Origin of the sequence: Streptomyces sp. H27-H1 (genome assembly GCF_026627445.1) — a bacterium.
Classification (GTDB): domain Bacteria; phylum Actinomycetota; class Actinomycetes; order Streptomycetales; family Streptomycetaceae; genus Streptomyces.
Genome location: NZ_JAPNLJ010000005.1, coordinates 121,655 through 140,244 on the forward strand (window position 1 = coordinate 121,655; position 18,590 = coordinate 140,244).

Sequence of the window (18,590 nt, forward strand, 5' to 3'; positions counted from 1 at the left end):
CTGGCCGCACTATGTGGATTGTGGACCACGGCCCGGGCCCCTACGCGGAGTTCGAAGCCTTCGTCGCGGGTGCGGCGGGGCGGCTCCTGCGCGTCGCGATCCTGCTGACGGCGGAGCCCGCGACGACCGCGGCCGACGCCCCGGCCGCCCGCGGACTGCTCGGCGGCGCGCTGGCCCGTACCTACGCGAACTGGCGCAGGCTGCGCGGGGACGACCCGTACGACTACACGCGCCAGGAGCTGTGCGCCGCCTTCGCGCGCACCGGCCGCCGCCACCACGGGGGCAGCGGGGTGCTCGCGCGGCTGGGTCCGCTGGAGCGGCTCGTCGTGGTGCTGCGGCTCTACGAAGGGGTCGCGGAGGAGGTCACGGCGGCGCAGCTGGGGCTGGCGCCCGAGCGGCTGCGCGCCCTGTGCGACCGGGCCGTGGGCGAACTGCGCTCCCGCCCCGGCGCCGATCCCGGACCACGCCCGGACAAGCGCGGGCAGGAGGCGGCATGAGTCCCGCCGATCCCAGGGAAGCCCAGGTCAAGCAGCTGTTGGAGGGCCCGTACCCGGCGGTGCCGCCCGATCTGGCGGCGGGCGCGGCGGCCCGCGGCGACCGGCTGCTGCGGCGTCGCAGGGTCGTGCACCGGATCGGCTGGGTCCTGCTGTGGGCGGCGGTGGTGGCCTTCGTGGTGTGGGCCTCGCTGACCCGGGCGTGGACGCCGCCGTCGAGCGAGGTCTCCCCGCCCTGGTAGGCGGCCGGCGGGTACGCGGCCCCGCCCGGAGCCGGGGTCTGCGGCTCGGGACGGGGGCGCGTGGCTTCGTACGCCCGCCGGTGGTGGTGCGCAGGGGCGACCCTGCGACCGGCCGGCCAGCTGGCGGGCCGGCCGGCGGAGTTGCTAACCCAGCGCCTGCGTCAGGTCGGCCAGCAGGTCGTCGATGTTCTCGATGCCGACCGACAGGCGGACCAGGTCGCCCGGCACCTCCAGGGCCGAGCCGGCCACCGAGGCGTGGGTCATGCGGCCCGGGTGCTCGATGAGGGACTCGACGCCGCCGAGGGACTCGCCCAGCGTGAAGATCTTGGTGCGGTCGCAGATCGCGACCGCCTCTTCCTCTCCGCCGGTGACGCGGAAGGAGATCATGCCGCCGAAGTTGCGCATCTGCTTGGCGGCGATCTCGTGGCCCGGGTGCTCGGGCAGGCCCGGGTAGAGGACCTTGTGGACCTTGGGGTGGCGGGTCAGCAGTTCGGCGATCTTGCCCGCGTTCTCCGCGTGCCGGTCCATGCGGACGGCGAGCGTCTTGATGCCGCGCAGCACCAGCCAGGAGTCGAAGGGTCCGGCGACGGCGCCCATGGCGTTCTGGTGGTAGGCCAGTTCCTCGCCCAGCGCCGCGTCGGCGGCGACGAGCGCGCCGCCGACGACGTCGGAGTGGCCGCCCATGTACTTGGTGAGCGAGTGCACGACCACGTCCGCGCCGAGCGCGATGGGTTGCTGGAGGTAGGGGGACGCGAAGGTGTTGTCCACGACCAGCTTGGCGCCGGCGGTCCGCGCGATATCGGCGACGAGCGCGATGTCGGTGATGCCGAGCAGCGGGTTGGACGGGGTCTCGACCCAGATGACCTTGGTCTTCGGGGTGAGGGCGGCGCGTACGGACGCCGGGTCGGAGGTGTCGGCGACCGACCACTCGACGCCCCAGCGGGAGACGACCTTCGCGAAGAGGCGGAAGGTGCCGCCGTAGGCGTCGTTCGGGATGACCACGTGGTCGCCCGGGGAGAGCAGCGTGCGCAGCAGGCAGTCCTCGGCGGCGAGCCCGGACGCGAAGGCGAGGCCGCGCCGGCCGCCCTCCAGCGCCGCGAGGTTCTCCTCCAGCGCGGTACGGGTCGGGTTGCCGCTGCGGCTGTACTCGTAGCCGCCGCGCAGTCCGCCGACGCCGTCCTGCTTGTACGTGGACACCTGGTAGATCGGGGGTACGACCGCGCCGGTCAGCGGGTCCGCCGTATTGCCCGCGTGGATGGCGCGGGTCTCGAAGCTCTGGTGCTCGTGGCTGTGGTCGCTCATGGCCCGATGCTATGCCCCGTCCGGACCTGGCGCGGCCCCGCCCGCGGGGTGCCCGGCGCGGGTCCGCCGGGAGACCGTTTCGCATCCTCCTTTGCCTCCTCCTTGCCGCCTATTGGCCTTTCCCGGGGTGGGTCTGGTTCGCTGGGGGGATGGAGATTCTGTGGTTCCTGCTCGCGATGGCGCTGCTCTTGGCCGCCGTCGGACCGTTCCTGCGGCGCAGGCGCGGCGGACTGCGCCTGGTCGCGCCCGGGAGCCCGGACGCCGCCGACCCGGCGGACTACGGATTCGCCCTCCAGGAAGAGCTCGACATCCGGATCCCCGGCCCCGACCAGGACCTGATGGACGCCCTCGAGAACGTGCGGCGGACCGGGCAGTGGCAGGCCGCCTCCCAGCTGCTGGCCGGCACCGCCCGGGAGGGTGAGGTGCGCTGGCAGCGCGTCCAGGCCTTCGCCGGCTCGGCGGCGCTGGAGCTGGCCCGGGAGCCCAGGGCGGGCGCCGGGTGGCTGAAGGCGTGGCGGCTGGAGGCCCCGAAGGACGCGGGCGGTGCCCAGGTCCACGCGGAGCTGCTGGCGCAGCAGATGTGGCGGCGCCCGGAGGGCATGAGCGAGGCCGATGTCCGGATCATCGCGGAGGAGGCCCGGGAGTCCTGCGCCAAGGCCGCGCTGCTGGCCCCGGGCGACCCGGTCCCGTACGTCGTCGAGCTGGGCGTCGCCCGCATGCTGCACTACCCGGAGCCCGAGTACGACGCACTGTGGGCGAAGATCATCGACAGGGCCCCGCAGCACATGGGCGCGCACCTGGCGGCGCTGAACTACTGGTGCGAGAAGTGGCACGGCTCCCGCGAGAAGGCCGACGCCTTCACCCACCACGCGGCGGCCCGCGACCCGCAGGGCTCGCTCCTCGCGGCGCTCCCCCTCTTCGCGCTCTACGAGCACATCCCCGACGTGGTCCTGATCCGCAGCTTCCACCAGAGCGCGACCGTCACCCGGGCGGTGGAGGGCGCCCTGTACGCGGTCCACAGCGCGCGTCCCGACGACCCGATGCTGGCGCACGTACGCCACCTCCTGCTCCTCTTCCTGGTCGGCGGCGAACGCTGGGCCGAGGCCATGGACCAGATCCGCCACATCGACGGCTACGTCGGCGCCCTCCCCTGGTCGGCCGACCCGGACCCGGCGGCCTCGTACGCGGTCTACCGCGCCCTGGCCGTCGCGGGCTACGAAGCCAACGGCGGCTCCCCGGCGACGCTGCCGCACTGACGGCGACGGAGCGGCGGCCGGAGGGGGAATCCCGGCCCGTCGTTCCCCGTTATCGGTAGACCACGAGGAGGCCATCCATGTTTTCGTACCGCCGCACGCCCGAGCTCCCCACCCGCGAGGAAGCCCTGACCGGCCGCGCGGAGCCGCTTTTCGCACTGCCCGCCGTACACACCGTGCTCGGCAACCCGCTCGCGGGCCCCTACCCCGCCCACCTGCACGTCGCGGACTTCGGCCTCGGCTGTTTCTGGGGTGCCGAGCGCAAGTTCTGGCAGACCCCGGGGGTGTGGACCACGCTCGCCGGGTACCAGGGCGGCTTCACCGAGAATCCGACCTACGAGGAGGTGTGCTCGGGCGGCACGGGTCACACGGAGGTCGTCCGGGTCGTCTTCGACCCGTCGCTGGTCTCCTACGAGGCCCTGCTGAAGCTGTTCTGGGAGTCCCACGACCCCACCCAGGGCTTCCGCCAGGGCAACGACGTCGGCACCCAGTACCGCTCGGCGGCCTACACCCACTCCGCCGCCGACCAGGCCACCGCCGAAGCCTCCCGCGAGGCCTACCAGCGCGTGCTGACCGGCTCCGGCTACGGCAAGATCAGCACGGCCGTACTGCCCGCGGCGGAGCGGCCCTTCTGGCCTGCGGAAGCGCACCACCAGCAGTACCTCGACAAGAACCCCGGCGGCTACTGCGGCATCGGCGGCACCGGTGTCTCCTGCCCGGTCGGCGTGGCCCGCGGCGACGGCTGAGGGTCCGGGAGACGGAGCCCCCGGGGGCTCCGTCGTGCGCGGGGGCTCAGGCCGGCGTCACCCGGGCCCGCGCCCACGAGGTGTGGCCGAAGGCGGAGTTCGCGTTCGCGTCCTCCACCACCAGGTGGAGGAGCCCAGGTCGCCGTAGCCGAGGTCGTCGGCCAGGATCACCACGAGGTTCGGCGGTGTCTGCGGTTCGGCGACGGCGGCTGCCTGCGCGGGCGGGACGAGCTGCGGGAAGGTCGCCAGGCCGGTGGCGGCGGCCGCGGAACCCGCGAGGAAGTGGCGGCGGCTGGGCATGGCGGAATCGGCTCCCCGGTGGCGATGGCCGGTAGGAAGATCGTCCGCGCGGACGGGCATCGGGACCATGCACGGGGCACGAAGAACGCGTGACGGCCCCCTGGGGCGAGCGGTGAGCTCGCCCCAGGGGGCCGACGGCGTGAGGCCGGGACGGACGGCGCGGACGGCTCGGGGCCGGGTCCGACCGTCAGACGGTCCAGGTGGTTCAGGTGGTTCAGGTGGGGTTCAGGCGGCTCAGATCGTCGAGGTGTCGATGACGAAGCGGTAGCGGACGTCGCCCGACTGGACGCGCTCGTAGGCCTCGTTGACCTCCTCGGCGCGGATCACCTCGATCTCCGAGCCGAGCCCGTGCTGGGCGCAGAAGTCGAGCATCTCCTGGGTCTCGGCGATCCCGCCGATCATCGAGCCGGCCAGCGTCTTGCGGCCGCCGATGACGGAGAACAGATTCAGCGAGACCGGCTCCTCCGGGGCACCGACGTTCACCATGGCTCCGTCCACCTTGAGCAGCCCCAGGTAGGCGTCGAGGGGGAGCGGCGCGGAGACGGTGGAGACGATCAGGTCGAAGCGTCCGGCCAGCTGCTCGAAGGTGGTCTCGTCGTTGGTGGCGTAGAAGTGGTCGGCGCCCAGCTTGAGGCCGTCCTCCTTCTTGCGCAGGGTCTGCGAGAGGACGGTGACCTCCGCGCCGAGCGCGTGGGCGATCTTGACGCCCATGTGGCCGAGGCCGCCGAGGCCGACGATCGCGACCTGCTTGCCCGGGCCGGCCTGCCAGCGCTTGAGCGGGGAGTAGAGGGTGATGCCGGCGCACAGCAGCGGGGCGGCGACGTCGAGGGCGAGGCCGTCGGGGATGCGGACGGTGTAGTTCTCGTCGACGACGATGTGCGTGGAGTAGCCGCCGTACGTGGGCTCGCCGGTCTTGTCGAGGCCGTTGTACGTGCCGGTCATGCCCTTGGCGCAGAACTGCTCCTGCCCGGCGAGGCACTGCGCGCACTCGCGGCAGGAGTCGACGAAGCAGCCGACGCCGACCCGGTCGCCGACCGCGAACCTGGTGACGCCCGCGCCGACCTCGGTGACGACACCGGCGATCTCGTGGCCCGGGACCATGGGGAAGATGCCCTCGCCCCAGCCGTCGGTGGCCTGGTGGATGTCGGAGTGGCAGATGCCGGCGAACTTGATGTCGATGAGGACGTCGTGTGCGCCGACCGGACGGCGCGGGACGGTGGTGCGCTCCAGCGGGGCCTTGGGTGCGGGAGCGGCGTAGGCGGCGACCTGGGTGACGGACACGGTGGGGCTCCTCGGAAGACTGCGGTGATTCGTTTCTGCCAATCGTCACCCTGCCCGATCCGGGTCCCGTCACCCATCCCCCTGTCCTGCGTAGGAACGGTGAACCTACCCTTGGCGGGGTCAGGCTCACCCACCCGGCCGACGCGCCCGCGCGGCGATACTGGGGTAATGGACCAGCTTGATCAGCGAGCCGAGCTCGGCGAATTCCTGCGATCCCGGCGTGCCCGGCTGCGCCCCGAGGACGTGGGCCTGCCCGACTACGGGCGCCACCGCCGGGTACCGGGGCTCCGCCGCGAGGAGCTGGCACAGCTGGCCGGGGTGTCGGTGGCGTACTACACCCGGCTGGAGCAGGGCCACGGGCAGAACGTGTCGGCGGAGATCCTCGACGCCATCGCGCGGGCGCTGCGCCTGGACGGCACGGAGCGCGCGCACCTGAGCCACCTGGCCGGCCCGAGGTCGCGCAAGCGCCGCCAGGCCCCGCGCGCCGAGAGGGTGCGGCCGGAGCTGCGCACGCTGCTGGACGCGATGGACGGGGTTCCGGCGTACCTGGTCGGCCGGCGCCAGGACGTCATCGGCTGGAACGGGCTGGCCGCGGCGGTCTTCGGCGACTTCGGGACGCTCCCGGCGCAGGAGCGCAACCTGGTGCGGCTGGTGTTCCTGGACCCGGCGACGGCGGAGCTGTACGCGGACTGGGAGTGCCGGGCGTGCGAGGTGGTGAGCAATCTGCGCATGTACGCCGGGCAGTATCCGGACGACGAGCGGCTGTCCGCGCTGGTCGGCGAGCTGTCGGTGAAGAACGAGGAGTTCCGCCGGCTGTGGGCGGCCCACACGGTGGCGGACAACAAGACGCACGGCGTCAAGCGGCTGCGTCATCCGCTGGTCGGCGAGCTCCAGCTCTCCTTCGAGACCCTGGCGCTCCCGGACGACCCGGCGCAGTTCCTGGTCACCTACCACGCGCCCCCGGGCTCCCCTTCGGCCGACGCCCTGCGCCTCCTGGCCTCCTGGTCCGCGTCGCCCGCCGCCCCTGACCGCACCCCGGACCGTGCCGCGGACCCCGCCCCGGAGTCCGCGCCGCCCCGCGACGTCCCGGCCTCCGGTCCGTGAGGGCGGCCACCGCCCGTCGCACCGTCCACCGCGACACGGTGAACCATCCCGGTCACAGCACTAGAGCTTCAGCTGGAAGTACCCGGCCGGGCGTTCGCGCCGGTAGCCCAGGGAGGCGTTGACCGCGAGCATCGGGGTGTTGTCGTCCGCCACCGAGGTGGCGATGGTGCGCAGCGAGGGGTGGAGGGCCGCCGCCTCGGCGAGCATGCGGAGTTTGACGGTGCGGCCGAGGCCGTGGCCCCGGTGGGCGGGGACCACCACCGTGTCGTACTGGAGCCCGCGCGGGCCCGCCGGGTCGGGGAGGACCAGTTCCGTGTAGGCGGCCACCTCGCCGTCGGGGGTGACGGCGGCGACCGTGGTCAGCGCGCCGCCGCGGGCCAGGATCAGCCCGTGGGCCGCGTGCAGGCGCTCCGCCGTCCAGGTCTGGATCCGCTGGTCCAGGTCCCCGCTCGGCGCGTCGTCCATCGCCCCGTGGGCGACGGCCACCGCCTGTGCCCAGTCTTCGGGGACCGGTCCGGGCCAGCAGCGCAGCTCGTAGCCGGCGGCCGGGCCGGCGGCCGGGAGGTTCCGTACGCCGGGCACCTCCTGTACGTACCAGGCCATCGGCAGGACGTTCTCGAACCCCAGTGACTCCGCGAACGCCTGGCCCGGTCCGCCGAGGTCCACCTCGGCGGAGACCGAGGTACGGCCCTGCGCGCGCAGCTCCTCGCGGACCCGCTCCCACAGGGCCGTGCCCTCGCCGCGCCGCCGCGCGTCCGGGCGTACGGTCAGCTCGTCCAGGAACGCGGTGTGGTCGTTGCTGCCGTCCGCGAAGAGGACCAGGGAGGCGATGGCGCCCTCCGCGGCCCAGTGCACCGCGCGGCCCCGCGCCGATGGCACGCGCAGCCGTCCGGCCACCTCCGTCCGGGAGGGCGGCGGTGTCCCCGGCAGGTCGGCCGTCCGGGCGGAGGCCAGGACGGCCCACCAGTGGTCGACCTCGGTGTCGGTCGGGGGCACGGAGAGCGGGGTGATCGTCATGTTCCGGACCCTAATCCGGAGCGCGGCGGCGCGCTCAGGCGTTTTCGGTGACCGTGACCCTTCCCCGGCGGATCGTCGCCACCCGCGGGGCCCGCTTCGCGAGCGCGCTGTCGTGGGTGACCATGACGAAGGTCAGGCCGTGTTCCTTCCACAGCCCTTCGAGCAGTTCCATGACCTCGTCGCGCATGGACTCGTCGAGGTTGCCGGTCGGCTCGTCGGCCAGCAGCACCTTCGGCCGCTTCACCAGCGCCCGTGCGATGGCCACGCGCTGCTGCTGGCCGCCGGACATCTCCCCGGGCAGGTGGCTCATCCGCTCGCCGAGGCCTACGGAGTCCAGTGCCTCGGCGGCGCGGTCGCGCCGCTCGCGGGCCTTGAGGCCGAGCGGGACGAGGGCCGTCTCGACGTTCTCCTGTGCGGTGAGCGTCGGGATCAGGTTGAAGGACTGGAACACGAAGCCGATGCTCTCCGCGCGGACCCGGGTGAGGCGGGATTCGGAGACGGTGGCGAGGTCGAGTCCGTCGAGGACGATCTGTCCCGCCGTCGGGCGGTCCAGGGCTCCGAGCATCTGGAGCAGGGTGGACTTGCCGCCGCCGGTGGGGCCCTGGATGACGAGGCGGCCGCCGTCCTCGATGGTCAGGTCGACGCCGGCGAGCGCGTCGATGGATTCCTTGCCGCGCCGGTAGCGCTTGGTGACACCGGTGAGTTGGTACATCTGGTTCGTTCCCTCGGGTTGCGGGGCGGTGGGACGGGCGCGGACGGGCCCTTGGGCGGGCGTGCGGACGCGGGCGGCCTATTCGACGCGGCGCAGGGCGTCCGCGGGTCGCAGCCGGGAGGCGCGCCAGCCGCCGAAGCCGCCCGCGATGAGTCCGCCCGCGACGGCGAGGGCGACGGCCAGTGCGATGGTGGCGAGCGAGACGGGCGCGGTGAGCGCGATGTCGAGGGCCTTGCCGGCGGGCTGGCGCGCGGAGCGCATCATCCCGCCGCCCCCGCCGCCCGGGCCCTGTGTCCGGCCGGCCCCGCCCGCGAGCTGCGCGGTCAGGTTCGGGCTGATCGCGGTGATGGCGTACGCGGCCCCGAGCCCGAGGCCGATGCCCAGTGCTCCGCCGATGAGGCCGTTGACCAGGGCCTCGCCGGCGACCTGGCCGGTGACGCGGCCGCTCTTCCAGCCGAGCGCCTTGAGGGTGCCGAACTCGCGGACGCGCCGGGACACCGCGGAGGAGGTCAGCAGACCGGCGACGAGGAAGGCGGCGAGGAGTACCGCGTACGAGAGCCAGGTGCCGACGGTGGAGGCGAGGGAGGCGGCGGTGGAGAGCGATCCGGAGACGGTGTCGGCCAGGTCGGCCGAGGTGGTGACGGTGGTGTCCGGGACGTTCTTCTGGATGGCCTCCTTGACGGAGCCGATCGCCTGGGAGTCCTTGGCCTGGACGTACACCGTGGTGATCTTGCCGGGGGTTTCGGCGAGGGTCTGGGCCTGCTTGAGCGGGACGTAGACGTTGGCCGCCGCGTCACCGCTGTCGACGGTGGCTATCCCGATCACCTTGAACTTGGCACCCTTGACGGTGACTTCGGAGTCCACGGCGAGCTTGTTCTTCGTGGCGTAGGCACTGTCGAGGACCGCGACGGCGGCGTCGGACTCGCCGGCCGCGAAGGTGCGGCCCGAGGTGATCTCGGAGGTGGTGAGCGGGCCCAGCCCGGTCCGGGTGACGTCCGCGCCGTAGACGGAGAAGGAGTTGACGTCGAAGTCCGCGCCGCCGCCCTCGACCGTGCCGTTCGCGGCGCCCGAGCCGCCCGCGGCGCCCGGCTTGGCGCCCGTGGCGCCGCCCTCGGCGCCCTGCGAGCGCTTGAACTCCCCGCGCTTGAACTGCCCGTTGACCTTCATCACCTGGAGGCTGAGGCCACCGACGGCCTGCGCGACACCGGTCTGGCCGGACACCTTGTCCACGATCGCGGCGTCGAGCGTCTCGAAGCCCTGCGGCATCACGAGGTCGCTGCTCTGCTCGGCCTCGGCGTTCGTGTCGCCCTCGCCCTTCGCGTCGAACCTGAAGCGGGGCCGGGCCGCGGCGTCACCCTCGGCCGGCGGGGTCTGGGCCTTGGTGACGGTCATGTCCGTGCCGAGGCCGTAGAGCGACTGGAGGACCTTGTCCTGGGCCCGCACCATGCCGGCCGACACGGAGGTGACGACGATGACGAGGGCGATGCCCAGGGCGAGTCCGGAGGCGACGACGAGCGCCGCCTTCCTGCGACGGCGCAGCTCGCGCCGGAGGTAGGGGAAGAACATGGGGCCGAAGGTAGGCAGCGCCCGTGATGGCCGGATAAGCCGACGATAAGAGTCGGATGAGAACGCGAACGGCGGGGAGCCCCCTGGCCGGGGCTCCCCGCCGTTCGTCGCGGGGTTCTGTTCTCGTTGGCGCCGGTGGACCGCCACCCGGGCGGGTGGACTCCACCGGCGCCGGCCGCGCTGCTACCGGTGCGTCAGGCGGCCGCGCCCGCCTTCCAGTCCGCCCAGCTCATGTTCCAGCCGTTGAGGCCGTTGTCGGGCTTGATGGTCTTGTCGGGGGAGTTGACGACCGTGACGACGTCTCCGATGAGGGAGTTGTCGTAGAACCAGGCTGCCGGCTGGTTCGGGTCGTTCGCACCCTTGGCGTCGTTCAGGCCGACACAGCCGTGGCTGGTGTTGGCGGTGCCGAAGATCGAGTCCGCGCCCCAGTAGTTGCCGTGGACGAAGGTGCCGGAGTTCGACAGGCGCATCGCGTGCGGAACGTCCTTGATGTCGTACTCGCCCTTGCCGTCGTCGTCCGTGAAGCCGACGGTGGCGCCGTTCATCCGGGTCTCCTTGAACTTCTCGGAGATCACCATCTGGCCGTTGTACGTCGGGTTCTCCGGGGAGCCGGCCGAGATCGGGATGGTCCTGAGGACCGCGCCGTCCCGGGTGACCGTCATCTTCTTCGTCTTCGCGTCGACCGTGGTGACCTGGTTCCGGCCGATCTTGAAGGTGACGGTCTTGCTCTGCACGCCCTGGATGCCCGGGCCGCCCTGGACCCCGTCCAGCGCCAGCTTCAGGGTGACGGTGGAGCCGCCCTTCCAGTAGTTCTCCGGGCGGAAGTCCAGGCGCTGGGTGCTGAACCAGTGACCCACGACCTCCTGGCCGCTGCTGGAGCTGACCGTGATGCCCGCCTGGACGGCCTTCTTGTCCTTGATCGGCTTGTTGAAGGTGATCGAGACCGGCATGCCCACGCCGACGGTCTGGCCCTCGTCCGGGATGAAGGAGCCCACGAAGCTGTTCTCCGGGGAGACCGTGGTGAAGGAGGCGTTCTCGTGCGCCTCGCGGCCCGCCTCGTCCTTCGCGGTCGCCGACAGCGCGTACTTGGTCGAGCGCTTCAGAGCGCCCTGCGGCTTCCAGCTCTTGCCGTCGGCGGCTATCTTCCCCGCCACCACCGTGCCCTCGGAGCTCTTCAGCTCGACCTGGGTGAGCGTGCCGTCACTGACGGCCACGGCGGCCGCGTCGTTCAGGCCGATATTGGTCGCGCCGTCCTTGGGCGTGATGGCTATCTTCGCCTTGGACGCGTCCTTGGCCGCGGCCGCGTCCACGTCCGCCTGGGACTTGGCCGATGCCTCGCCGTTGGCCTTCGGCTCACCGCCGCCCCCCGCGTCGTTGCATCCCGCGAGCACCAGTACGCCGCCGAGTACGGCGGATATGGCCACCAGGGACCTTCTCCGCCGCTTGCTGTCCGTCCTCACACGCCACTCCATCGTTGCCTGAACCCCGAACTCCCCGGGCAGGGGGCATGACCCCCCTGCCTCGTCCTGACAACGCATTACACCCCAAGGTGCTGCCACATCCGGTTCGAATGTGGTCAACCCCACCGTCAGGCGTTGTCAGTCTCTTCGTCGCTGTCCCCATCTTCCTCGTCGAGGTCCCACTCCATGGACTCGGGGTCGTATTCCACGGGCTCGCTGCTCCACGAGGCCTGTGCGAGCTCCACACCGGGGATGTCCGCGACCAGGTCGGTGGGGTCCACCAGGTAGGCCAGGGCCTCCGACTCGTCCTCGCGGACCGCCGCCTCGGCGTGGCCGCGCTCCTCGTCCGGCATGAACTCGTCGGCCTTGATGTGCGCGAGGGCGGCTCCGGTGAGCGCGTCGACGTCCGGTACTTCAAGCACCAAATCCACCCGAAGGCGAACGTATCGTGAGGTCTCAGAAGGGTTCATACGACGGAGAGTAATCCCGCGACAGCCCCGACTTTCCCACGACCCGCCCCTTTCCGTAGCATCACCGCACGGGGTCAATTCGCTGCTGCCACAAGGGGGATCGCACCGTGTCCGCACGCCGATCAACAGTCACCGCTCTCGGAGCGACCACCCTGCTCGCCGTCCTGTGGTTCGTCCCCTCGGCCAACGCCACCGCACCCGGGCACGCGAAGACCGGGGCCGGCGCGCCCGCCGCCGCGAACACCCGGATACAGGCCGCCTCGGCGACAGGGCCCACCCTCGCGCTCGCCGACACGGGCGGCGTCGACACCACGCCGTACCTGCTGGGCGGCACCCTCTGCCTGGGCGCCGGAGCCGGCTTCGTGGCCTTCTCCGTACGCCGCGCGCGCACGGCGTAGCGGCGGCGGACAGACGAAAGGGTGCGGGCCGGGGGCATCCCCCGGCCCGCACCCTTCTACGTACCGCGTGTGCTGGACGTACCGCCGCTACGGGACCCGCTCAGGCGAGGGGTCCGGTCACGGCCTCGACGGCGTCCACGAGGGCGCCCGAGCGGACGAAGGCGTCCGCCGCGGCCAGGTCGGGCGCGAGGAAGCGGTCCGGCCCGGGACCCTCCACACCCGCCGCGCGCGCCGCCGCGATGGCGGCCCGGCTGGCCGGCGCGGGGGTGAGCCCGTGGCGCAGCTCGATGGCGCGGGTGGCCGCGTACATCTCGATCGCGAGGATCCGGGTGAGGTTGTCGATGGCGGTACGGAGCTTGCGCGCGGCCGACCAGCCCATCGACACGTGGTCCTCCTGCATGGCGGAGGAGGGGATCGAGTCGGCGGAGGCCGGGACCGCGAGCCGCTTCATCTCGCTGACCAGGGCGGCCTGCGTGTACTGGGCGATCATCAGACCGGAGTCCACGCCGGCGTCGTCCGCGAGGAACGGCGGCAGGCCGTGCGAGCGGTTCTTGTCGAGCAGCCGGTCGGTGCGGCGCTCGGCGATGGAGCCGAGGTCGGCGGCGGCGATGGCCAGGAAGTCCAGGACGTACGCGACCGGGGCGCCGTGGAAGTTGCCGTTGGACTCCACGCGGCCGTCGGGCAGCACCACCGGGTTGTCCACGGCGGCGGCCAGCTCGCGGGAGGCCACGAGGGCGGCGTGCGCCATGGTGTCGCGGCCCGCGCCGGCGACCTGCGGGGCGCAGCGCACGGAGTAGGCGTCCTGGACGCGCGGGGCGGACTCCTCCTGGAAGTGCCCGGTGAGCCCGGAGTCCTTCAGGACGGCGGCCATGTTCGCGGCGGAGGCGCCCTGACCGGGGTGCGGGCGGATGGCGTGCAGCTCGGGCTGCAGCACCTTCTCGGTGCCGAGCAGCGCCTCCAGCGTCAGTGCGGCGGTGATGTCGGCGGAGGTGTACAGCTTGCCGAGGTCGGCGAGGGCCATGACCAGCATGCCGAGCATGCCGTCGGTGCCGTTGAGGAGGGCGAGGCCCTCCTTCTCGCGGAGTTCGACGGGGGTGATCCCGGCCTCGGCGAGCAGTTCCCCGGCCGGCCGGACGGTCCCGTCGGGGCCCTCCGCGTCACCTTCGCCCATGAGCGCGAGGGCGCAGTGCGAGAGCGGGGCGAGGTCTCCGGAGCAGCCGAGCGAGCCGTACTCGTGCACGACGGGGGTGATCCCGGCGTTGAGCACGTCGGCCATCGTCTGCGCGACGGACGGGCGGACGCCGGTGTGCCCGGAGGCGACGGTCTTCAGCCGCAGGAACATCAGCGCGCGCACGACCTCCCGCTCGACGCGCGGGCCCATGCCGGCGGCGTGCGAGCGGACGATGTTGCGCTGGAGCTGCGCGCGCAGCTCGGGGCTGATGTGGCGGGAGGCGAGCGCCCCGAACCCGGTGGACACCCCGTAGACGGGCTCGGGCTTCGCGGCGAGGGCTTCCACGATCTCGCGGGCGCGGGCGAGCGCGGCGAGTGCTTCCGCGGAGAGCTCGACGCGGGCGTTGCCGCGGGCGACGGCGATCACGTCCTCGGCGGTGGTCCCGGACGTTCCCACCACGACAGTGTGCATATCCATATTCAGCACACTACGGACTGAATCTCTTCATGTCACTCCCTCGTGACGCGCCACTCGCACGGCCCCTCTCGACGCCACGTGCGGCGCCGCTCCCGGGGGCCGGCCCCCGGGGCGGGTTCAGCCCGTCCGGCGCTTGAGGGCCGGGCCCGGGCAGCACCCCGGCGCACGGGCTACGCGCGCCCCCGGAACCGCCGCCGCTCCCCCGGCCCCCCGGGCTCCGCGTCGGCCAGCCGGACCACCGCCGTGTCCCGCCCCGCCACCACCGGCTTCGCCGACCGCGCCGCCTTCGCCTTGTACTGCGCCGCGTCCGCCAGCCGGAACAGCCGCCGCGAGGACTGCACCGGGCCGATCGGGTCCCCCGTGGACGCGACCCCGCAGGCGACCCCCTCGCCCAGCTCGAGCTCGGCGGCCCGCAGGCACACCTCCTCGGTGACCCGTACCACCTCGTCCGCCGAAGGCCCCACGCTGACCAGGCAGAACTCGTCGCCGCCCAGCCGTGCGACCAGCGCACCCGGCAGCATCGCCCCGCACAGGCTGAGCACGGAGCCGAACCGTTCCAGCAGCCGGTCGCCCATGGCGTGGCCCAGGGTGTCGTTGACCCTCTTGAGGCCGTTCAGGTCGCAGACGACCAGACTCACGACGGTCTCGGCCCCGCTCCGCCGGTGCTCCTCCAGCGCCTCGTCGAGCCGCATGTCCACGGCCCGCCGGTTGGCCAGCCCGGTCAGCGGGTCGGTGAAGGCGAGCCGCCGGGCCTCCTCCAGCCGGTCGCTCTGCGCGAGCCCGGCCGCGATCACCGCCGCGAGGACGGATCCGAACTCCGCGTCGTCCTCGTCGAAGTCCGCCATCCCCTCGTCCCGGGCCACGTACAGCTCTCCCCAGGCACGCCCGTTCAGCACGATCGGGGCGACCACACAGGTGCCGCGCCCGCGCCGCCGCAGCGCCTCGCCCCTGCGTCCCGGCCGGCTGCCGGCCGCGCTGTCCACCCAGGCGTGGGGCCCGCCCCCGCCGACCCAGCGTTCGTGCAGGAACTCCGTGATCTCGGGGAAGTCGTGCACGGGGTACGACTCGTCCTCGGGGAACTCCTCCTCCCCGGACCTGCGCTCGCCCTCGTTGACGAGCACGCGCAGGCGCCCGCGCTCCCGTTCCCACGCGGAGATCGCGGCGAACGATCCGTCCATCGCCAGCCTCGCCCCGCGCGCGGCGGCCCGGACACTGTCCCGCGGCTCGCACGCTGCCGCCATGGCCTGCGCGAGGCCCACAACGGCTCGAAGCCGCCCGTTGACACCCATCACCCCAGGTTAGGGAGTTTTATCCGCTTTAGTGATAATTAGCGCGACATTCGGTGGTATCAAGATCACGCGCGGTCACGATCCGGGGTGCGCCCGCGGGCCCACACAGGGCCCAGGGGCTCCAAGGGGGTCAGACCCCCGGCCACCGCGGCTTCCGCTTCTCGTTGAACGCCGCCACACCCTCGGCCCGGTCCCCCGAGAAGGCCACCGTCCGCCACGCCGCGTCCTCGATCTCGAGCCCGGCCGTCAGGTCCATGCCGTGCCCCAGCCGCAGCGCCCTCTTGGCGGCCCGCAGCCCGACCGGGGAGTTCGCGGCCATCGCCGCCGCCATCGCCAGAGCGGCCTCCCGGTCCGACCCCGCCGGGACCACGGAGTCCACCAGGCCCAGGGCGAGCGCCTCACCGGCCTCCACCCGCCGGGCGGTGAAGATCAGCTCCGCGGCCCGCGCCGCCCCCACGCGCCGGGGCAGCAGCTGTGTACCGCCGCCTCCGGGGATCACCCCCACCGACACCTCCGGCAGGCCCACGACCGCCGTCTCGTCGGCCACGATGACATCGCACGCGAGGGCCAGCTCGAAGCCGCCCCCCAGCGCGAACCCGTGCACCGCCGCGATCACCGGCATCGGGAGTTCCAGCACTCCCCCGTACGCGCCCCGCGTGGTCGGCCGCTGGCGCAGCAGCTCGGCGTCCGAGAACGAGTTCCGCTCCTTGAGGTCCGCGCCCACGCAGAATGCCCTCTCGGCGGTCGAGGAGAGCACGACCACCCGTACCGAGGGGTCCGAGGCCAGCTGCGCACACGCGGCGACGATGCCGCGCGCCATCTCCGTCGATACGGCGTTCATCGCCTTGGGCCGGTCCAGGACCAGCTCGGCGACCCCGCCCTCGTGGCGGCGCACGGCCACGAAACCGAAGGACCCCAAGGATTCCGAGGATCCCGGGACCGCCGCGGATTCGGAGGACTCAGTGGATTCGTACACAGGGCGACCCTCCGGGTTAACGAACGTTACCCGGGGATCTTAGGGCTCCGCCGCGTCAGCGACCAGGGCTCCACGACCCCGAGCCCGCGCACCGGCCGCTGCCACATCGGCTGGAGCGCGAAACGGTAGGCGCCGCCGCCCTCCTCGTTCTCCGCTTCCTTCTCCGACACCGGCGCCGCGCCCGTGCGGCCCAGCTCCTCGGCCATCGCGCCGTCCACCAGGACCGCGTCCTTCGGCGCTATCGACGTCAGCCTCGAGGCCAGGTTCACCGTGGTCCCGAAGACATCGCCCATCCGCGTGGTCACCGTCCCGAAGGCGATCCCCACGCGCAGCTCGGGCATCTGCGGATCGGCGCTCATCGTCTCGATCAGCCGCAGCGCGATCTCCGCGGCCGTCGCCGCGTCGTCGGCGCAGTACAGCACCTCGTCGCCCAGGGTCTTGATCAGCCGGCCGCCGTGCGCCGCCACCAGGTCCGCCGAAGTCGTCTCGAAGGACTCGACCAGCTCGCCGAGCTCCTCCTCCTCCAGCCGCCGCGTCAGGCGGGTGAAGCCCACCAGGTCGGCGAAGCCCACCGCGAGCCGCCGGTCGACCATCTCCTCGTCGTCCGCCACCTGCACGACCCGGCCGGTCGCGGCCGCCAGCTGGCGCCGCCACACGTAGACGAGGAACTCCTCAAGCTCCGGCAGCAACAGCTCGACCAGCGGGTACGTGACCTCGGTACGGGTCATTCCCGGCTCCGGCGGCTCCGTCAGCCCCTCCAGGAAGGAGTCGATCTGCCACTCCGCGAGCCGGGCCGTGGTCTGCCCGGTGGACCGGGCCACCTGCACCGCCATCGGCTCGCTCAGCAGCCCGGCCTCGACCAGGCCGGCGAGCCGGCGCAGCGCCAGTACGTCCGCCTCCGTCAGGGCCTTGGCCTGGCCGATGTCCGCGAAGCCCATGGCCCGCCAGAAGCGGGAGGCGAGCTCCATCGAGACCCCGGCGCTGCGGGCCGCCTGGAACGGCGTGTACCGGCGCTCGGCGCCCAGGATCAGCTGCTCCAGCCGGATGGCGAGCGGATCGGCCGTCGGCTGGGCCGTGTGGTCCACCTCGTGGTGGGGAGTGTGCTGCTCGCGCCCGATCGGGGCGGCGTGGACTCCCGAGCCGCCGGAGCCGCCCGCACCGCCCGCCGCCTCTGCGGGGGCGGACGCGCCGGACTGAGGGTCGTCGACGGTCAAGGGCCGCCTCCTGTCCATTCCGTGCGCACTGCCGAACCGGGTGATCACCGGGAGGACCGGGATCGCCTAAACCATACGGCAGGTGTGCCGTAGCTCACTCCCCACGCCGTCACCCGGGGCGGGCCGCCCGGCGGGCTAGTGGATGGACCGCAAATGGATGACGTCCCCTGCCCCCACGGCCTCGTGCGCCTCGTCCGCCGTCCTTACGACCAGCCGTCCGTCCGTGTCGACCGCTTCGGCCGTCCCGGTGAGGATGCGCCCTCCGGGCAGCTCCGCCCGCACGTGCCTGCCGAGGGTGGCGCAGCCCGCCGCGTACGTCTCCTGCAGCCCGCTGGCCGCCGGATCGCCGCCGGCCGCGCGCCAGCGCTCGTACCACTGCTCCAGGGAGCGCAGTACGGACCTGAGCAGCGGGTCCCGGTCGGTGACGGTGGCCTTGGCGAGCATCAGCGATCCCGCCGTGGGCACGGGCAGCTCGTCCTCGGTCAGCGTCGCGTTGATCCCGATGCCGACGACGACCCCGTCGCCGACCCGCTCGGCGAGGATCCCGCCGGTCTTGCGCTCGTCCCCGTCCACGGTGACCAGCAGGTCGTTGGGCCACTTGAGGGCGGTGTCCACCCCGGCGGCGCGCGAGAGCCCGGTGGCGGTGGCCACCCCGGCCAGCAGCGTCAGCCACCCCCACCGCTCCTGCGGCACGTCCGGCCCGGGCTTGAGCAGTACGGAGAAGAACATCCCGGAGCGCGCGGGCGCGACCCAGCTCCGGTCGAGCCTGCCCCGCCCGGCGGTCTGCTGTTCGGCGACGAGCACGGCACCCTCGGGCAGCTCCGCGGCCCGCGCGGCGAGATCGCTGTTGGTGGAGCCGGTGGAGTCCACCACCTCCACCGAAGTCCACAGCCCGCCCGGAACCACGAGGGCCCGCTGCAGCGCGACGGCGTTCAAGGGCGGCCGGTCCAAACTCGACCAGCGGCCTGCGGAAGCTCCGGTCGAAGCCCCGCCTGATGCATCTGATGGCGTCATGCAACCCAGATTAGGTGTGTCAAACGCCGCACCGCCGAGCGCCATGCCCGCCGATACGCTACGCACCAGTAGCTAGTAAAAACCAAGTAAGTCACCAGGCAGTT

19 protein-coding genes are annotated in these 18,590 nt (G+C 72.8%); 6 read left to right on the plus strand and 13 right to left on the minus strand.

What is annotated here, in order from left to right; translation table 11 throughout:
* Nucleotides 1-20: 20 nt before the first annotated feature.
* On the plus strand, nt 21-497 hold the full coding sequence (locus OTB20_RS06910; protein WP_267815706.1) for an RNA polymerase: 477 nt from the start codon (nt 21-23) through the stop codon (nt 495-497).
* On the plus strand, nt 494-736 hold the full coding sequence (locus OTB20_RS06915; protein ID WP_267815707.1) for a hypothetical protein: 243 nt from the start codon (nt 494-496) through the stop codon (nt 734-736). The genes OTB20_RS06910 and OTB20_RS06915 overlap by 4 nt, the downstream gene beginning before the upstream one ends.
* Before the next feature lie 144 nt (nt 737-880).
* Here OTB20_RS06915 and OTB20_RS06920 read toward each other — a convergent pair whose 3' ends face one another.
* The gene (locus tag OTB20_RS06920) at nt 881-2,038 is read right to left on the minus strand and encodes a cystathionine gamma-synthase (protein ID WP_267751374.1); all 1,158 of its coding nucleotides are present in this window, start codon (nt 2,036-2,038) and stop codon (nt 881-883) included.
* Between the two features lie 149 nt (nt 2,039-2,187).
* On the opposite strand from OTB20_RS06920, the gene OTB20_RS06925 reads away from it, so the two are divergent.
* Nucleotides 2,188-3,294, plus strand: coding sequence for a hypothetical protein (locus OTB20_RS06925; RefSeq protein ID WP_267815708.1), 1,107 nt, complete (start codon nt 2,188-2,190; stop codon nt 3,292-3,294).
* A 77-nt stretch (nt 3,295-3,371) separates the two neighbouring features.
* Complete coding sequence (gene msrA / locus OTB20_RS06930) at nt 3,372-4,037, plus strand: peptide-methionine (S)-S-oxide reductase MsrA (RefSeq protein ID WP_267815709.1); 666 nt, start codon at nt 3,372-3,374, stop codon at nt 4,035-4,037.
* A 57-nt stretch (nt 4,038-4,094) separates the two neighbouring features.
* Here the strand turns inward: msrA and OTB20_RS06935 are convergent, their stop codons facing one another.
* The gene (locus OTB20_RS06935) at nt 4,095-4,337 is read right to left on the minus strand and encodes a twin-arginine translocation signal domain-containing protein (protein ID WP_267815710.1); all 243 of its coding nucleotides are present in this window, start codon (nt 4,335-4,337) and stop codon (nt 4,095-4,097) included.
* A 234-nt stretch (nt 4,338-4,571) separates the two neighbouring features.
* A complete protein-coding gene (locus OTB20_RS06940) occupies nt 4,572-5,618 on the minus strand; it encodes an NAD(P)-dependent alcohol dehydrogenase (protein ID WP_267815711.1) in 1,047 nt (348 codons plus the stop codon).
* A gap of 168 nt (nt 5,619-5,786) precedes the next feature.
* Here OTB20_RS06940 and OTB20_RS06945 point away from each other — a divergent pair, with 168 nt between their 5' ends.
* Nucleotides 5,787-6,722 (plus strand): helix-turn-helix transcriptional regulator, encoded by a 936-nt coding sequence (locus OTB20_RS06945; protein ID WP_267815712.1) that lies wholly within the window; start codon nt 5,787-5,789, stop codon nt 6,720-6,722.
* A gap of 60 nt (nt 6,723-6,782) precedes the next feature.
* Here OTB20_RS06945 and OTB20_RS06950 read toward each other — a convergent pair whose 3' ends face one another.
* From OTB20_RS06950 to OTB20_RS06970, 5 genes are all read right to left on the minus strand, one after another.
* Nucleotides 6,783-7,739: a GNAT family N-acetyltransferase gene (locus tag OTB20_RS06950; RefSeq protein ID WP_267815713.1), complete on the minus strand. Its 957-nt coding sequence runs from the start codon at nt 7,737-7,739 to the stop codon at nt 6,783-6,785.
* A 34-nt stretch (nt 7,740-7,773) separates the two neighbouring features.
* Nucleotides 7,774-8,451: an ABC transporter ATP-binding protein gene (locus OTB20_RS06955; RefSeq protein ID WP_267815714.1), complete on the minus strand. Its 678-nt coding sequence runs from the start codon at nt 8,449-8,451 to the stop codon at nt 7,774-7,776.
* A gap of 78 nt (nt 8,452-8,529) precedes the next feature.
* Nucleotides 8,530-10,017, minus strand: coding sequence for an ABC transporter permease (locus tag OTB20_RS06960; protein WP_267815715.1), 1,488 nt, complete (start codon nt 10,015-10,017; stop codon nt 8,530-8,532).
* 194 nt (nt 10,018-10,211) lie between these two features.
* Nucleotides 10,212-11,489 carry a L,D-transpeptidase gene (locus OTB20_RS06965; protein WP_267815716.1) on the minus strand — a complete coding sequence of 426 codons (1,278 nt, stop codon included), beginning with the start codon at nt 11,487-11,489 and terminating at the stop codon, nt 10,212-10,214.
* Between the two features lie 116 nt (nt 11,490-11,605).
* On the minus strand, nt 11,606-11,899 hold the full coding sequence (locus tag OTB20_RS06970; RefSeq protein WP_267751382.1) for a hypothetical protein: 294 nt from the start codon (nt 11,897-11,899) through the stop codon (nt 11,606-11,608).
* A 155-nt stretch (nt 11,900-12,054) separates the two neighbouring features.
* Here OTB20_RS06970 and OTB20_RS06975 point away from each other — a divergent pair, with 155 nt between their 5' ends.
* Nucleotides 12,055-12,345, plus strand: coding sequence for a hypothetical protein (locus OTB20_RS06975; protein ID WP_267815717.1), 291 nt, complete (start codon nt 12,055-12,057; stop codon nt 12,343-12,345).
* Nucleotides 12,346-12,445: 100 nt separating this feature from the next.
* On the opposite strand, the gene hutH is transcribed toward OTB20_RS06975, so the two are convergent.
* The 5 genes from hutH to OTB20_RS07000 form a co-directional block, all read right to left on the minus strand.
* Entirely contained in the window at nt 12,446-13,987 is a 1,542-nt protein-coding gene (gene hutH / locus OTB20_RS06980) for a histidine ammonia-lyase (RefSeq protein ID WP_267815852.1), read from the minus strand.
* Between the two features lie 176 nt (nt 13,988-14,163).
* The gene (locus tag OTB20_RS06985; protein ID WP_267815718.1) at nt 14,164-15,282 is read right to left on the minus strand and encodes a sensor domain-containing diguanylate cyclase; all 1,119 of its coding nucleotides are present in this window, start codon (nt 15,280-15,282) and stop codon (nt 14,164-14,166) included.
* A 130-nt stretch (nt 15,283-15,412) separates the two neighbouring features.
* A complete protein-coding gene (locus OTB20_RS06990) occupies nt 15,413-16,201 on the minus strand; it encodes an enoyl-CoA hydratase/isomerase family protein (protein WP_267815719.1) in 789 nt (262 codons plus the stop codon).
* Nucleotides 16,202-16,284: 83 nt separating this feature from the next.
* Nucleotides 16,285-17,472, minus strand: coding sequence for an adenylate/guanylate cyclase domain-containing protein (locus OTB20_RS06995; protein WP_420716343.1), 1,188 nt, complete (start codon nt 17,470-17,472; stop codon nt 16,285-16,287).
* A gap of 135 nt (nt 17,473-17,607) precedes the next feature.
* A complete protein-coding gene (locus tag OTB20_RS07000; protein ID WP_267815720.1) occupies nt 17,608-18,486 on the minus strand; it encodes a biotin--[acetyl-CoA-carboxylase] ligase in 879 nt (292 codons plus the stop codon).
* Nucleotides 18,487-18,590: the final 104 nt, after the last annotated feature.

What these genes read in the sequence shown, in the direction of transcription:
- OTB20_RS06915 (WP_267815707.1), top strand. Translation starts at nt 494, where the DNA reads ATGAGTCCCGCCGATCCCAGGGAAGCCCAGGTCAAGCAGCTGTTGGAG.
- OTB20_RS06920 (WP_267751374.1), bottom strand. Translation starts at nt 2,038, where the DNA reads ATGAGCGACCACAGCCACGAGCACCAGAGCTTCGAGACCCGCGCCATC.
- OTB20_RS06925 (WP_267815708.1), top strand. Translation starts at nt 2,188, where the DNA reads ATGGAGATTCTGTGGTTCCTGCTCGCGATGGCGCTGCTCTTGGCCGCC.
- msrA (WP_267815709.1), top strand. Translation starts at nt 3,372, where the DNA reads ATGTTTTCGTACCGCCGCACGCCCGAGCTCCCCACCCGCGAGGAAGCC.
- OTB20_RS06935 (WP_267815710.1), bottom strand. Translation starts at nt 4,337, where the DNA reads ATGCCCAGCCGCCGCCACTTCCTCGCGGGTTCCGCGGCCGCCGCCACC.
- OTB20_RS06945 (WP_267815712.1), top strand. Translation starts at nt 5,787, where the DNA reads ATGGACCAGCTTGATCAGCGAGCCGAGCTCGGCGAATTCCTGCGATCC.
- OTB20_RS06950 (WP_267815713.1), bottom strand. Translation starts at nt 7,739, where the DNA reads ATGACGATCACCCCGCTCTCCGTGCCCCCGACCGACACCGAGGTCGAC.
- OTB20_RS06955 (WP_267815714.1), bottom strand. Translation starts at nt 8,451, where the DNA reads ATGTACCAACTCACCGGTGTCACCAAGCGCTACCGGCGCGGCAAGGAA.
- OTB20_RS06960 (WP_267815715.1), bottom strand. Translation starts at nt 10,017, where the DNA reads ATGTTCTTCCCCTACCTCCGGCGCGAGCTGCGCCGTCGCAGGAAGGCG.
- OTB20_RS06965 (WP_267815716.1), bottom strand. Translation starts at nt 11,489, where the DNA reads ATGGAGTGGCGTGTGAGGACGGACAGCAAGCGGCGGAGAAGGTCCCTG.
- hutH (WP_267815852.1), bottom strand. Translation starts at nt 13,987, where the DNA reads ATGCACACTGTCGTGGTGGGAACGTCCGGGACCACCGCCGAGGACGTG.
- OTB20_RS06985 (WP_267815718.1), bottom strand. Translation starts at nt 15,282, where the DNA reads ATGGGTGTCAACGGGCGGCTTCGAGCCGTTGTGGGCCTCGCGCAGGCC.
- OTB20_RS07000 (WP_267815720.1), bottom strand. Translation starts at nt 18,486, where the DNA reads ATGACGCCATCAGATGCATCAGGCGGGGCTTCGACCGGAGCTTCCGCA.